The organism is Rathayibacter sp. AY1C2, assembly GCF_002931195.1.
Lineage (GTDB): Bacteria > Actinomycetota > Actinomycetes > Actinomycetales > Microbacteriaceae > Rathayibacter.
In genome coordinates this window covers 46,659-61,189 of the sequence record NZ_PSWG01000006.1, presented here as the reverse complement: position 1 = coordinate 61,189, position 14,531 = coordinate 46,659, and the positions used below count along the sequence as shown (strand labels likewise).

Genomic DNA, 14,531 nt, shown 5'->3' with positions numbered 1-14,531 from the left:
GCCGCAGCGCCTCCGAACGGCGTCCGACAGTCCACCCCGGTGGCCCGTCGGGCGCCGTTCGTCATGACTGCACCACTCGGCCGGGACGTCAAGAGCGGGTCGTCGTGCACCGGGCCGCCGGAGCGGAAGGGTAGGCTGGAGCCGGTCTAATACAGTTTCGTGTGAACTGGTCCCCAGTCTTCCGAAAGGTCACCGGTGCGCTTCAATCGCCGAATCCGCAGATGGGTCGCTGCCCCCGTCGCAGGAGCCCTCGCCCTCGTCCTCGCGGGCTGCACGCAAGAGCAGCTCCAGGGCTGGCTCCCCACCGAACCCGGCACGACGAACCACGTCGACCGCGTCATCGGACTCTGGGTCACCTCCTGGATCGTCCTGCTCGCCGTCGGCGTCGTCACGTGGGGTCTCACCATCTGGGCGGTGGTCGTCTACCGCCGTCGCAAGGGGCAGACCGGCCTGCCGGTCCAGCTGCGCTACAACATGCCGATCGAGATCTTCTACACGATCGTGCCGCTGATCCTCGTGATCGGCTTCTTCGCCTTCACCGCGCGCGACCAGGCCGCTATCGAGCAGCCCTACGACGACCCGGACGAGACCATCCAGGTGTACGGCAAGCAGTGGGCGTGGGACTTCAACTACGTCGACGAGGACGTCTACTCCGCCGGTATCCAGGGCCAGTACCAGGAGGGCGGAGACGCCGCCGGCTCGCTCGTCGAGTCCGAGATCCCCACGCTCTACCTGCCCGTCGGACAGAAGATCAAGATCCAGCTCGACGCGCGCGACGTGATCCACTCCTTCTGGGTCGTCGACTTCCTCTACAAGAAGGACATGATCCCCGGCAAGACGAACTACATGTACGTCACGCCTCTCAAGGAGGGGACTTACGCGGGCAAGTGCGCCGAGCTCTGCGGCGAGTACCACTCCGCGATGCTCTTCAACGTCAAGGTCGTCTCGCAGGGCGAGTACGACGACTACATCCAGTCGCTGCGCGACGCGGGCCAGACCGGTCAGCTCGGCGCCGAGTACAACCGCAATTCGAACCTTCCCGGAACCGGCGCGCCGGCCCGCGAGAACGAGGAGTAAGGGAGCATGAGCACCGCTACGGCACCCCGCCCGACGCGCACCGCCGGCACTCCGCCGGTCCAGCGCAAGGCGAACGTCCTCGTCCGCTGGATGACGTCGACCGACCACAAGGTCATCGGGTACATGTACCTGATCACGTCGTTCATCTACTTCTGCATCGCCGGCGTGATGGCACTCGTCATCCGCGCCCAGCTGTTCGAGCCCGGCCTGAACGTGGTCGAGACGCGCGAGCAGTACAACCAGCTGTTCACGATGCACGGCACGATCATGCTGCTGATGTTCGCGACGCCGCTCTTCGCCGGGTTCGCCAACGTCCTGATGCCGCTGCAGATCGGCGCCCCCGACGTCGCGTTCCCCCGCCTCAACGCCTTCGCGTACTGGCTCTACAGCTTCGGCTCGCTCATCGCGGTCGCCGGATTCGTCACCCCGCAGGGTGCGGCGTCGTTCGGCTGGTTCGCGTACGCGCCACTGTCGAGCACGACGTTCTCGCCAGGGCTCGGCGGCAATCTCTGGGTCTTCGGCCTCGCGCTCTCGGGCTTCGGCACGATCCTCGGCGCGGTGAACTTCATCACGACGATCATCACGATGCGCGCCCCCGGCATGACGATGTTCCGGATGCCGATCTTCACCTGGAACATCCTGGTGACGTCGATCCTCGTGCTGCTCGCGTTCCCGGTGCTCGCCGCCGCGATGTTCGCCCTCGGCGCCGACCGGGTGTTCGACGCCCACATCTACGATGCGGCCAACGGCGGTGTCCTGCTCTGGCAGCACCTGTTCTGGTTCTTCGGCCACCCCGAGGTGTACATCATCGCGCTGCCGTTCTTCGGCATCGTGTCCGAGGTCTTCCCGGTCTTCAGCCGCAAGCCGATCTTCGGCTACAAGACGCTGATCTACGCGACCATCGCGATCGCCGCCCTCTCCGTGACGGTGTGGGCGCACCACATGTACGTCACCGGATCGGTCCTGCTGCCGTTCTTCTCGCTGATGACCATGCTCATCGCGGTTCCGACCGGCGTGAAGATCTTCAACTGGGTCGGCACCATGTGGCGCGGATCGGTGACCTTCGAGACCCCGATGATCTGGGCGATCGGCTTCCTGATCACCTTCACCTTCGGTGGACTCACCGGCGTGATCCTCGCGTCGCCCCCGCTCGACTTCCACGTCTCGGACTCGTACTTCGTGGTGGCGCACTTCCACTACGTCGTGTTCGGAACCGTCGTCTTCGCGATGTTCTCGGGCTTCTACTTCTGGTGGCCCAAGTGGACCGGCAAGATGCTGAACGAGACGCTGGGCAAGTGGCACTTCTGGCTGCTGTTCATCGGCTTCCACACCACCTTCCTCATCCAGCACTGGCTGGGCGTCGTCGGCATGCCGCGCCGCTACGCCAGCTACCTGCCCGAGGACGGCTTCACCTGGATGAACCAGGTGTCGACGGTCGGAGCGATGATCCTCGCGGTGTCGCTGATCCCGTTCTTCCTGAACGTGTACATCACCGCCCGCAAGGCGCCCAAGGTGACGGTGAACGACCCGTGGGGCTTCTCCCGGTCGCTCGAGTGGGCCACCTCGTGCCCGCCGCCCCGCCACAACTTCACCTCGATCCCGCGCATCCGCAGCGAGGCCCCGGCGTTCGACCTCAACCACCCCGAGGCCGGCATCCCCGTCGGAATCGGTCCGGCGAAGGACGCTCCGGACGCCCCCACGTACGACAAGTCCGAAGGCACGGTGAAGTAGGGCCATGCGCGCCAACGTCAATCTCTTCTGGCTCCTCGCGGGCTTCTTCCTCCTCGCCGACATCACGTACATCGTGTGGTCGCTGCTCGACACGGGCCAGGTGGAGTGGGTCGGCACCGTCGGCATCGGCCTCTCGGCCGTGCTGGGCGCGTTCATCGCGTTCTACGTCGGCCGCGTCCACAAGGCGCAGGGTGCTGAGCTCCCCGAGGACCGCCTCGATGCGGACATCGACGACGGAGACCCCGAGCTGGGCTTCTTCAGCCCGTGGAGCTGGTGGCCGCTGATCCTGGGCGGTTCCGCGGCTCTCGGATTCCTCGGCCTTGCCGTGGGGTTCTGGATCACCTACATCGCCGTCGGGCTCTTCCTGGTCGCCATCGCCGGCTGGGTGTACGAGTACTACCGCGGATACTTCGCCCGCTAGGGCGCATCGCACGGCCGAGGGCCGGGTGCACGAGGGCTTCGGCTCTGTGCACCCGGCCCTTTCGCTTATCCAGGAGGAAGCGACGCGCGGTCGGGGCCCGGTCGGCTCGGCCATTCGGCTTCGTGCAGGGGCGGCACTCGCCGATCGGTGGCGGATCGGGCCTCCCGGTGAGAGCCGGGACCTCCCGGTGAGGGCCGGGACCGCTCAGTGAGGGATGACGAGGTGAGCTGGATCTCTCGCGGTGTCATGCTGGCGGGACACCGAGGCGTCCTGCGCGGAGGAACTCGTCGGGGCACATCCCGACGGCCCGCGACGTGGAAGCTCGCAGGGGAGTGCAGCGGGCGGCGCCGAGCAGGAGCGTCGGCCCGCGTCATCACCCCTACGGGTCTGCGCTGCGACGGCTCCTGCTCCGGTCGCGGGTGAGCGGGCTACGCCTGTGGCGGCTCTCCTGTGCGCCTGTCGGCGTGCCGACGGCGGTGGCGCGCTACGGATCGCGGATACTGCTGCGCCTGCGGCTGTACTGGGGCTGCTGCGCCTGTTCTGGCGCCTGCGCCGCCCTGCGGGCCTCTTGCACACCGTTCTGAACCCAGTGGAGCCTGCACCCCGACGGAACCGCGCGCGCCCCTGCAGCTCGTGGAGCTCCTCGGTACTTGCTAACGGGTTGTGTGCCGGTCGGCGCGACGACAGGGAGCCTGAGACGCCGCTGCAGCGACGGTCGTCGATGTCCGGAGGTCGCCTCCTCGGTCGCACCGGCGAGCGTCGCCGTCGCCGATCACAGAGGGTTCGACCGTGAGTGGGGGGAGGGCAGTCCTGATAGGCCTGCTGGGGACGGGTGCCCTCGAACCGATGCCGAGTGTCTCGACGTGGACGGGGACGGGGACTTCACCGGACGACGACGCCGCGACAACGGAGACAGGCTGAATCACTCGGTGATCCGAGGGAGGCGGACGTCTCCAGCTCGGCGGTCAGATGGCATCTCGTGATCCGCGGAGCGGGGGCCTCGCCGTCCGGAGGATCGCCTCACGTTCCTGCCGGCTTGTCGCCGTCGAGGCGCTGTGATCCGGTCTCACCGGCTCTCGGTCCACCGCCGACCTCCAACCGCGCCGGAGGACAGGCGCCGCCCCGCTGCGGGAACGACGAAGGGCCCGGACGAATGAACGTCCGGGCCCTTCGGGGGAGGATCAGTGCTCGCTGTGCGAGCTCTCGAGCTCCTTCTGGGTGACGGGGGTGATCCGGTCCTCGAAGAACCAGCGGGAGAGGCCGGCGCGGACGCGCTGCGGGGCGGTGATGCGGCCACGCGAGTCCGGACGGATCATCAGGGGCTCGTACTCGTCCTGACCGACGAGCTTCCAGCGCTCGTACTCGTCGAGCTGCTGGTGCACCTCGATGAACTCGCCGCCGGGGAGGCGGACGATGCGGCCGGACTCGAAGCCGTGCAGCGCGATTTCGCGGTCCTTCTTCTGCAGCGCCAGGCAGATGCGCTTGGTGATGAAGTACGCGATGAACGGACCCGCGATGAGCAGGAACTGCAGGCTGTGGATCACGCCCTCCATCGTGAGGTGGAAGTGCGTCGCGATGAGGTCGGACGAGGCGGCGGCCCAGAGGACGGCGTAGAAGCTGACTCCGGCGGCGCCGATCGCGGTGCGGGTCGCGGCGTTGCGCGGACGGTCGAGCAGGTGGTGCTCGCGCTTGTCACCGGTGATCCACGCCTCGAGGAACGGGTAGAGCATGACCACGGCGATGAACAGTCCGAGACCGACGAGCGGGATCAGGATGTTGAACGACAGGGTTCCGATGCCCGGGATGGCCCACTCGAGTCCCGGCGGGACGAGGCGCAGGGCGCCGTCGGCGAACCCGATGTACCAGTCGGGCTGGGTTCCCGCGGAGACGGGCGAGGGGTCGTACGGGCCGTAGTTCCAGATCGGGTTGATCGTGAACAGCGAGGCGATGAGGACGACGACGCCGAAGACGATGAAGAAGAATCCACCGGCCTTCGCGGCGTAGACCGGCAGCACCGGGTAGCCGACGACGTTCTGCTCGGTCTTGCCCGCACCGGGGAACTGGGTGTGCTTGTGGACGACCACGAACACGAGGTGCAGGGCGATGAACGCGAGCACCAGCGCCGGCAGCAGCAGGATGTGCAGCGTGTAGAGGCGGCCGACGATGTCGGTGCCCGGGAACTCGCCGCCGAAGAGCAGGAACGAGATCCAGGTGCCGACGATCGGGATGCCCTTGACCATGCCGTCGATGATGCGGAGGCCGTTGCCCGAGAGCAGGTCGTCGGGGAGCGAGTAGCCGGTGAAGCCCTCGGCCATCGCGAGGATGAAGAGGACGAAGCCGATGACCCAGTTGAGCTCGCGGGGCTTGCGGAACGCACCGGTGAAGAAGATGCGCAGCATGTGCAGGCCGATCGAGGCCACGAACAGCAGTGCCGCCCAGTGGTGGATCTGCCGCATCAGCAGGCCGCCGCGGATGTCGAAGGAGATGTCGAGCGAGGACGACATCGCCGCCGACATCTCGATGCCCTTGAGGGGCAGGTAGCTGCCCTCGTAGTGCGTCTCGACCATCGAGGCCTGGAAGAAGAAGGTGAGGAAGGTGCCCGACAGCAGGATGATGACGAAGCTGTAGAGCGCGACCTCGCCGAGGAGGAAGGACCAGTGGTCGGGGAAGATCTTGCGACCGAACTCCTTGACGACCGCGGAGATGCTCGTGCGCTCGTCGATGTAGTTCGACGCCGCTCCGACGTACCCCTTCTGGAACTTGCCGGATCCGAGGATGACGCCGTCCTCGGGCTCCGCGGGGGAGCTGGAGGGGCGTGAGGGGGTGGTGGTGGACATGTGAGTCATCGCTCCCAGAAGGACGGTCCGACGGGCTCCGTGAAGTCGCTTCTGGCGACCAGGTAACCCTCGGCGTCGACGGTGATGGGGAGCTGCGGAAGCGGACGCTTCGCCGGGCCGAAGATGACGGCGGCCTCGCGCGTGATGTCGAATTGCGACTGGTGGCACGGGCACAGCAGGTGGTGGGTCTGCTGCTCGTACAGCGCCACAGGGCAGCCGACGTGCGTGCAGATCTTGGAGTAGGCGACGATTCCGTCGTAGTTCCAGGTCTCGCGACCCTCACTGACGATGAGGTCCTCCGGCTTCAGGCGCATCAGGAGGACGGCGGCCTTGGCCTTCTCCTCCAGCTTGCCCTCGGCGTCGTTGAGGCCCTCGGGGATGACGTGGAAGGCGGATCCGAGGGTGACGTCCGATGCGAGGATCGGCGCTCCCGACGGGTCCAGGGTGAGCCTCGTGCCCTCTTCCCACAGGGTGGTCTTGAGGAGGGCGACGGGGTTCTGGTCCTGCGGGCCGAGGCCCCGGAACAGGATCACGGCGGGCAGGGGGAACACGACGAGGGAGGCGATCAGGCTGTTCCGGACGAGGGAGCGGCGGCCGAAGCCGGACTCCTTGTCGGACTGGTCGAAGATCTCGAGCGCACGGGCGCGGGTGGGCTCCGCGCTGCGGACGGGGTGGCGGATGTCGATGCCCTCGTGGTCCGACATCAGCTGCTTGCCCCAGTGGACGGCGGCGATGCCGATGCCCAGGAGCGCGAGGGACATGCCCAGGCCGATGAACAGCGTGTTCAGCCGGACCGACGCGACGTCCTCGGTGATCGGGAACGCCATGTAGGCGGCGACCGCGAAGATCGAGCCCGCGAAGGAGAGGTAGAAGAGCGTGTACACCGTGCGCTCGGCACGCTTCTCGACCTTGGGGTCGAGGTCGGTCATCCGGGGGCGGTGCGGCGGGAGGCCCGGGTCCTGGACGCGGTCCCGCGTCACGACCGCGGTGCCGGCCGGAGCCGTTCCGTGCCCGGTGGCCGACGAGGTGGCGAGGTCCGTGCCACCCTCATCGTGCTCTGCCATGGTTCTCCTTTTCACGCCGTGTCGGCACCAGTCGGTGCCGTGGGTCAGTCGCGCCCGTCAGGGCGCTGCAGTCGTCTAGTTGGATCGGGCGGTGATCCACACCGTCAAGGCCACGATCGCGCCGAGGCCGAAGATCCAGAGGAACAGGCCCTCTGCGACCGGCCCGAGGGAGCCGAGCGCGAATCCGCCCGGGGACGGGTTGGCCTCGATGTACTTGAGGTACGAGATGATGTCGCGCTTGTCCTCGGGCGAGATGTTCAGGTCGTTGAAGACCGGCATGTTCTGCGGGCCGGTGACCATCGCCTCGTAGATGTGCGCCTCGGTCACGCCGCCCAGCGGGGGAGCGAACTTGCCCTCGGTGAGCGCGCCGCCGGCCCCGGCGACGTTGTGGCACATGGCGCAGTTGATGCGGAACAGCTCGGCGCCGTTCGCCGCGTCGCCCTGTCCGTCGAGGACCTCGCCCTCGGGGATCGCGGGGCCGGGGGCCAGCGACGCGACGTAGGCGGCGAGCTCGCCGACCTGCTCGTCGGTGAACTGCACCGGCTTCTCGAGCGCCTGGGGGCCGTGCATCTGCATCGGCATGCGGCCGGTGCCGACCTGGAAGTCGACCGACGCCGCGCCCACTCCGATGAGGGAGGGAGCGTTGTCGGTGCCCGCGGCGTCGAGGCCGTGGCAGGTGGCGCAGTTCGCGGCGAAGAGCTTCGAGCCCTCGTCGATCGTCTGCTGGCTGGTGGACGACGTCTCCGCGGAGGCGGACGTCGCGACGCCGACCGCGGCGTAGGTCCCGCCGGTGAGCCCGAGGCCGATGGCGATCAGGGCCAGGGTGGCGAGCGGGTGGCGGCGACCCTTCTTGGCTCGGCTCTTCGTCTTCGGGGAGGCCATCGAGGCGTCCTTCCTGCGGGGGTCGGGAGTGGAGTGGGGCATCGGCGGGCGCGTCACTTGAGGAAGTAGATGACGGCGAACAGGCCGACCCAGACGACGTCGACGAAGTGCCAGTAGTACGAGACGACGATGGCGCTCGTCGCCTCCTTGTGGCCGAAGTTCTTGACCGCGAAGCCGCGGCCGATGACGAGGAGGAACGCGATGAGGCCGCCGGTGACGTGCAGGGCGTGGAAGCCGGTCGTCAGGTAGAAGGCGGAGCCGTAGGCGTTGCTGGAGAGCGTGACGCCCTCGGAGACGAGGGTCGCGTACTCGAGCACCTGGCCGGAGACGAAGACCGCGCCCAGGGCGTAGGTGAGGAAGAACCACTCGACCATGCCCCACTTGAACGGGCTGAGGCCCGTCGCACGCGGCTGCAGCCGCTCGGCGGCGAACACGCCGAACTGGCAGCTGAACGACGAGGCCACGAGGATCACCGTGTTCACGCCCGCGTAGGGGACGTTGAGGATCTGGGTCTCGGCGCCCCAGAGCTCGGGGGAGGTGCTGCGCAGGGTGAAGTAGATCGCGAAGAGGCCGGCGAAGAACATGACCTCGCTGCCCAGCCAGACGATCGTTCCGACCGCGACCGGGTTGGGTCGGTTCACTACGGGCGCGGTGGCCGTGGGGGAGAGAGAGGTGCTCGTCACACAGACCATTATGGCCGATGGCAGGGGAGGGAAGTCGCACTAGCCGGGAGGCGATCCTCGTCGCATAATCTGGGAGCCATGTCGGAAACCCTGTCCTGGCCGCACGTTCTCAGCGCACTCCTCGAGTCCTCCGATCTGAGCGTCTCCGAGGCGACGTGGGCCATGGAGCAGGTGATGGAGGGCGCGGCGACTCCGGCGCAGCTCGCCGGACTGCTGGTGGCCCTCCGGGCGAAGGGCGAGACCGTCGACGAGATCGTCGGCTTCCGCGACGCGATCCTCGACCACGCGGTGCCGCTGGACGTGGACCCGATGGCCCTGGACATCGTCGGGACGGGCGGGGACCGCTTCGGGACCGTCAACATCTCCTCCACCGCGTCGATCATCGCGGCCGCCGCCGGCACGCCCGTCGTGAAGCACGGGAACAAGGCCGCGTCCTCCTCCTCCGGCTCCTCCGACGTGCTCGCGGCACTCGGGGTCGACCTCTCCCTCTCTCCCGAGCGGGTGGCCGAGGTGTTCCGGCGGACGGGGATCGCCTTCGTCTTCGCGTCCCTCTTCCACCCCGGCTTCCGGCACGCCGGTCCGGTGCGCGCCGAGCTGGGCGTGCCGACGGTGTTCAACTTCCTCGGCCCGCTCTGCAATCCGGCGCGTCCCGAGGCCTCGGCGGTCGGAGTGGCGCACCTCGACCGGGTGCCGCTGGTCGTCGGCGTGTTCCGGACGCGCGGGGCGACGGCTCTGGTGTTCCGCGGGGACGACGGCCTCGACGAGCTCACCACCACGGGTCACAGCCACATCTGGGAGGTGTCGCGCGGCTCCGTGGTCGAGCACGACCTCGACCCGCGCGACCTGGGCCTGCCCCGCGCGCGGATCGACGAGCTGCGCGGCCGCGACGCCGCCTACAACGCGAGCGTGGTGCGCTCGGTGCTCGCGGGAGACGGCGGCCCCGTCCGCGACATCGTCCTTCTGAACGCGGCCGCGGGCCTCGCGGCGTTCGACCTGGCGCGCGACCCGGACCTGGTGCGCACGCCCGTCCTGGAGCGCCTGCGGACGTCGATGGACCGCGCGGCGGAGGCCGTCGACTCCGGGGCCGCCACGGCCAAGCTCGAGGAGTGGGTCCGCGAGACGCAGCGCGCCGTCGTCCCGCTGCCGTAGGCGCGAGCGCAGGGCGTAACGTGGGGCTGCTGTCCGCGACGGTGCGGGCGGCGATCCACCACGCGCCGGATCGCCCGCAGGTCACGGGACGCCCGAGTGGTGGCCCGATCCTGGAGGAGACCTCGATGAAGAAGCTCATCAACGACCCGAAGAACGTCGTCACGGAGTCGGTGGCCGGCTTCGGCCTGGCGCACGCCGACCTGGTGCGGGTGGTGCCGGATCCCCTGTTCGTGGTGCGGGCCGACGCGCCCCGCTCGGGCAAGGTGGGCATCGTCAGCGGAGGCGGCAGCGGGCACGAGCCGCTGCACGCGGGCTTCGTCGGATTCGGGATGCTGGACGCCGCCGTCCCGGGTCCCGTCTTCACCTCGCCCACGCCCGACCCGATCGTCGCGGCCACGCAGGCCGTCGACGGCGGCGCGGGTGTGCTGCACATCGTGAAGAACTACACGGGCGACGTCCTGAACTTCGAGACCGCGGCCGACCTCGCCGGCGCCGAGGGGATCGAGGTGCGCAGCGTGATCGTCGACGACGACGTCGCGGTGAAGGACTCGCTCTACACCGCGGGCCGCCGCGGGGTGGCCGGCACCGTGCTGGTCGAGCGGATCGCGGGCGCCGCGGCCGAGCGGGGCGACTCCCTCGACGAGGTCGCGACGATCGCCGAGACGGTGATCGCGAACGTGCGCTCGATGGGCGTCGCCCTCACGCCGTGCATCGTCCCGCACGCGGGCGAGCCGAGCTTCGAGCTGGGCGAGGACGAGATCGAGATCGGCATCGGCATCCACGGCGAGCCCGGCCGGGAGAAGATCGCGCTGGAGCCGGCCGACCGCATCGTCGACCGGATCCTCGGTCCGATCCTGGAGGACCTGCCGTTCTCCTCCGGGGACGAGGTGCTGCTCCTGGTGAACGGCATGGGCGGCACGCCGCAGATCGAGCTGTACCTCGCCTACCGCCGCGCAGCCGAGGCGCTGGCCGAGAAGGGGATCACCGTCGCACGCAGCCTCGTCGGCAACTACACGACGTCGCTCGAGATGCAGGGCTTCTCGCTCACCGTCCTCAAGCTCGACGACGCCCTGACCGAGCTGTGGGACTCCCCGGTGCAGACCGCGGCGCTGCGGTGGGGACGCTGAGCGCCCGCGCGCACACCATGACCGGAACGACAGCCGCAGGAGCGGCGCACGAGGAGGAGACGACCATGCAGGACGCACAGGGAGCCGGGCTCGACGCGGCGTGGGCGACGGCGTGGATCCGCCGCGCCGCCGAGTCGATCGCGGAGCACCGGGTCGAGCTGATCACGCTCGACCGGGCGATCGGCGACGGGGACCACGGCGAGAACATGGACCGCGGCTTCCAGGCGGTGGTCGCGAAGCTGGACGCGGCGCCGGAGCAGGGGCTCCCGGCGGACGTGCTCAAGCTGGTCGCGACGACGCTCATCTCCACCGTCGGCGGCGCCTCGGGCCCGCTGTTCGGCACGGCGTTCCTGAAGGCCTCCGCCGCGGTCGCGGGCGAGGTCGCGCTCGAGGGTGCGGACGTCGCAGCGCTCCTGGCCGCGGCGAGGGACGGCATCGTGCTCCGCGGCAAGGCCGAGGTGGGCGACAAGACGATGGTGGACGCGTGGACGCCGGCGGTCGACGCGGCCGCGGCCGCCGCCGAGGAAGGAGCGGCTCCGGCCGACGTCCTCGCCGCGGCGGCGGAGGCGGCGCAGAGCGGAGCGGAGTCGACGGACCCGCTGGTCGCCCGCAAGGGACGAGCCAGCTACCTCGGCGAGCGCGCCATCGGGCACCGTGATCCCGGCAGCGTGTCGACCGTGCTCCTGCTCCGCGCAGCGGCCGAGGCGGCGGCGTGAGCGTCGGGCTGGTCCTGGTCTCGCACAGCGCGCAGCTGGCGGAGGGGCTGGTCGAGCTCGCGGAGCAGATGGCGGCCTCGGTCGCGCTGGTCGCCGCGGGCGGGACGGACGACGGCGGCATCGGCACCAGCTTCGACCGCATCACGGCGGCGCTGGCGGAGGCGGACTCCGGCGAGGGGGTCGTCGTCCTCTGCGACCTCGGCTCGGCGATCATGACGGCGGAGACCGCGGTCGAGTTCCTCGGCGACGAGGCGCGCGCCCGGGTCCGGATCGCCGACGCCCCAATGGTGGAGGGGGCGGTCGCGGCCGCCGTCGCCGCGGGCACGGGGGCGTCGCTGGACGAGGTGCTCGCCGCCGCGGAGTCGGCCCGGGGCGAGGCGCTCGCTGCTCCCGCCGAGGAGGCTCCGCCCGGTGACGAGCGCGTGCAGCGCCGCGTCCGCCTCATCAACCCGAACGGCCTGCACGCCCGTCCCGCGGCCGACTTCGTGACGCTCGCCGCCACCTTCGACGCCCGGATCGACGCGAACGGCAAGGACGCCACGAGCCTGCTCGGCGTGATGTCGCTGGGGCTCGACCGCGGGGACGAGGTCGTCCTCTCGGCGTCGGGGCCGCAGGCCCAGGAGGCGGTCGGCCGGCTCGGCGATCTGGTCGAGTCGGGCTTCGGCGAGGTGTAGCGCGCCGTCGACCGGTCCAGGGACCGCGGAGGCGCCTCCTCCTACGCTGAGCGCATGGCCCTCCGCGGAACCCGACCCCCGTCCGTCCTGCTCCGCCGACTCGTCACCGTCCCGCGGGTCGTGCGCCGGGCGGACGCTCGTGCGGCCCGGCGGCTGAACGCCCGTCGCCCGTCGCCCGTCGTCGACGGGGCGCTCGTGGGGCTCTCCCGGGCCGCGGACCACGGAGTCCTCTGGGCCGGCGTCGGCGTCCTGCTGCTCCTGGCGGGCCGTCCCCGCGAGGCTCTGCGGGGGACCGCCTCGCTCGCCGCGGCCAGCGCGCTCGCGAACCTGGTCGGCAAGCGCGTGTTCGGCGGCGACCGGCCGCTCCTCGTCGACGTCCCGGTCGGCCGGCGCCTGGCGACGGTGCCGACGTCGGCGTCCTTCCCCTCGGGGCACGCGGCGAGCGCCGCTGCCTTCGCCGCCGGGGTCGCGCTCGAGTCGCCCCGAGTGGGGGCGGCGGTCGCCCCGCTCGCCGCCGCCGTGGCCTTCTCCCGCCTGCACGTCGGCGTCCACTGGCTCTCGGACGTCCTCGGCGGCGCGGCGCTCGGCGCGGCGGTCGCGGTCGTCGGCCGAGCCGTCCTGCCGGCCGAGCCGCGCCACGTGCCCGTCTCGGAGCGCGCGACCCGGCCCCCCGTCGACCGCAGCCCGCTGGGGGACGGCGCCGCCCTCCTCGTGGTCCTCAACCCCGGCGCGGGCCGGGACTCGCACCGCCCCGATCCCGAGCCGCTGGTCCGGGCCCGGTTCCCGAAGGCGCGCGTGCACCGGCTGACCGAGGGGGAGGACCTCGCCGACGTGGTGCGCGAGGCGCGCTCGGGGGACTCTCCGCCCCGGGTGCTCGGGATCTACGGCGGGGACGGGACCATGTCGGTCGGTGCCGCTCTCGCCCGCGCCGAGGGGATGACGCTGCTCGTGCTGCCGGGCGGGACCATGAACCACTTCGCGAAGGCGCTGGGGCTGCTCACCGTCCAGGACGCGCTCGACGCGGCGACGATCGGCGAGCGCCGCGACGTCGACGTGGCCGAGGTCGTCGCGGACGGGGGAGACCCGGTCACGGTGCTCAACACGGTCTCGATCGGCGTCTACCCGGAGTTCGTCGCGGCCCGCGAGAAGCGCGAGAAGCGGATCGGGAAGCCGCTCGCCGCCGTGATCGCGGCCCTCTCGGTCGTGCGGCGCACCGATCCGTTCGAGCTCCGGCGCGACGGGCGCACGCAGCTCGTCTGGTCGTACTTCGTCGGGGTGAATCAGGAGCACCCGCGCACGGCCGCCCCGCTCGCCCGGCGTCGGCTCGACGACGGCCACCTCGACGTGCGCATCCTGCACTCAGGACGGACTCCTCGCACCCGGGGAGCGTTCTCGCTCCTGCTCGGCCGTACGGCGACCCCGGTGGTCGGCCGTGTGCCCGGCTGGCGGACACCGGTGGTGGAGTCGTTCTCGACGCCGGAGATCACCGTCGGCGCGCGCCGGCCCGCGGGGGACGACCCCGAGTGGGCGCACGACGGCGAGATCGAGCGCTTCGACGGCTCCCGCGACGGATTCGACGAGGCCGTGGTGCGGATCGTGCCGCTGGGCCTGCGGGTCTACGCGGCCGCCGACTAGGGGGCGGTGCCGGCCCGGTCCCCGCCGTCCGGATCCGCCAGCAGCTCGGCCAGCGCGTCGAGGGCGGCGACCTGCCCGGCCACCACCAGCGAGCGGGCCTCGACGAGCGGGTGCCACCGGGCGTCCTCCAGCTCGGGGAAGCTGCGCAGCACGCCGGAGCCCCGCGGCCACTCCAGCTCGAAGGTGTTGCTCGCGACGAAGGCGGTGTCCGCGTGTCCGCGCCCGGCGAAGACCGTGACGGTCTTGGCCGCGCTCTGCCGGAACGCGCCGAGGAGGGTCAGCTCCCCGACGGGCGGAGGAGCGCCGGTCTCCTCCTCGAACTCGCGGCGCGCGGCGTCCAGCGGCGTCTCGTCGCCCGTGTGCACGCCCTTCGGGATCGTCCACGCGCGGGGGCGCCGGGTCCAGAAGGGGCCGCCCATCCGCCCGAGGAACACCTCGGTGCCGGAGGGGCCCTCGCGGTGCAGCAGGATCCCCGCGCTCGTCACCGCGGCCATCGCGTCTCTCCGGTCATCCCGCCATCCTGCCCCGCGCCCGT

At 70.6% G+C, this 14,531-nt stretch carries 13 protein-coding genes; 8 read left to right on the top strand and 5 right to left on the bottom strand.

Features of this window, described 5'->3' with window-relative positions; all coding sequences use genetic code 11:
* The first annotated feature begins 195 nt into the window (after positions 1–195).
* Genes coxB through C5C55_RS06580 form a run of 3 tightly spaced genes read left to right on the top strand, consistent with a single transcriptional unit; the run spans position 196 to position 3,229 of the window.
* Entirely contained in the window at positions 196–1,077 is an 882-nt protein-coding gene (gene coxB, locus C5C55_RS06590; protein WP_104224653.1) for a cytochrome c oxidase subunit II, read from the top strand.
* 6 nt (positions 1,078–1,083) lie between these two features.
* Entirely contained in the window at positions 1,084–2,808 is a 1,725-nt protein-coding gene (ctaD, locus tag C5C55_RS06585) for a cytochrome c oxidase subunit I (RefSeq protein ID WP_104224652.1), read from the top strand.
* Between the two features lie 4 nt (positions 2,809–2,812).
* Complete coding sequence (locus tag C5C55_RS06580) at positions 2,813–3,229, top strand: cytochrome c oxidase subunit 4 (protein ID WP_104224651.1); 417 nt, start codon at positions 2,813–2,815, stop codon at positions 3,227–3,229.
* A 1,181-nt stretch (positions 3,230–4,410) separates the two neighbouring features.
* Here the strand turns inward: C5C55_RS06580 and C5C55_RS06575 are convergent.
* The 4 genes from C5C55_RS06575 to C5C55_RS06560 form a co-directional block, all read right to left on the bottom strand.
* A complete protein-coding gene (locus C5C55_RS06575) occupies positions 4,411–6,066 on the bottom strand; it encodes a ubiquinol-cytochrome c reductase cytochrome b subunit (RefSeq protein WP_104224650.1) in 1,656 nt (551 codons plus the stop codon).
* Between the two features lie 5 nt (positions 6,067–6,071).
* Positions 6,072–7,130 carry a ubiquinol-cytochrome c reductase iron-sulfur subunit gene (locus tag C5C55_RS06570; protein ID WP_104225358.1) on the bottom strand — a complete coding sequence of 353 codons (1,059 nt, stop codon included), beginning with the start codon at positions 7,128–7,130 and terminating at the stop codon, positions 6,072–6,074.
* Positions 7,131–7,205: 75 nt separating this feature from the next.
* Positions 7,206–8,012: a c-type cytochrome gene (locus tag C5C55_RS06565; RefSeq protein WP_104224648.1), complete on the bottom strand. Its 807-nt coding sequence runs from the start codon at positions 8,010–8,012 to the stop codon at positions 7,206–7,208.
* Between the two features lie 53 nt (positions 8,013–8,065).
* The gene (locus C5C55_RS06560) at positions 8,066–8,704 is read right to left on the bottom strand and encodes a heme-copper oxidase subunit III (protein WP_104224647.1); all 639 of its coding nucleotides are present in this window, start codon (positions 8,702–8,704) and stop codon (positions 8,066–8,068) included.
* A gap of 69 nt (positions 8,705–8,773) precedes the next feature.
* Here C5C55_RS06560 and trpD point away from each other — a divergent pair, with 69 nt between their 5' ends.
* The 5 genes from trpD (at position 8,774) to C5C55_RS06535 (ending at position 13,996) form a co-directional block, all read left to right on the top strand.
* Positions 8,774–9,844, top strand: coding sequence for an anthranilate phosphoribosyltransferase (gene trpD / locus C5C55_RS06555; protein WP_104225357.1), 1,071 nt, complete (start codon positions 8,774–8,776; stop codon positions 9,842–9,844).
* 125 nt (positions 9,845–9,969) lie between these two features.
* Complete coding sequence (gene dhaK, locus C5C55_RS06550) at positions 9,970–10,971, top strand: dihydroxyacetone kinase subunit DhaK (RefSeq protein WP_104233337.1); 1,002 nt, start codon at positions 9,970–9,972, stop codon at positions 10,969–10,971.
* Positions 10,972–11,036: 65 nt separating this feature from the next.
* Positions 11,037–11,687, top strand: a complete 651-nt coding sequence (gene dhaL, locus C5C55_RS06545) for a dihydroxyacetone kinase subunit DhaL (RefSeq protein WP_104233336.1) — start codon at positions 11,037–11,039, stop codon at positions 11,685–11,687.
* Entirely contained in the window at positions 11,684–12,361 is a 678-nt protein-coding gene (gene dhaM / locus C5C55_RS06540; protein WP_104233335.1) for a dihydroxyacetone kinase phosphoryl donor subunit DhaM, read from the top strand. Before dhaL ends, dhaM begins: the two co-directional genes overlap by 4 nt.
* Before the next feature lie 54 nt (positions 12,362–12,415).
* On the top strand, positions 12,416–13,996 hold the full coding sequence (locus C5C55_RS06535; protein ID WP_104233334.1) for a bifunctional phosphatase PAP2/diacylglycerol kinase family protein: 1,581 nt from the start codon (positions 12,416–12,418) through the stop codon (positions 13,994–13,996).
* On the opposite strand, the gene C5C55_RS06530 is transcribed toward C5C55_RS06535, so the two are convergent.
* Positions 13,993–14,490 carry an NUDIX domain-containing protein gene (locus C5C55_RS06530; protein WP_104233333.1) on the bottom strand — a complete coding sequence of 166 codons (498 nt, stop codon included), beginning with the start codon at positions 14,488–14,490 and terminating at the stop codon, positions 13,993–13,995. The genes C5C55_RS06535 and C5C55_RS06530 overlap by 4 nt on opposite strands.
* Positions 14,491–14,531: the final 41 nt, after the last annotated feature.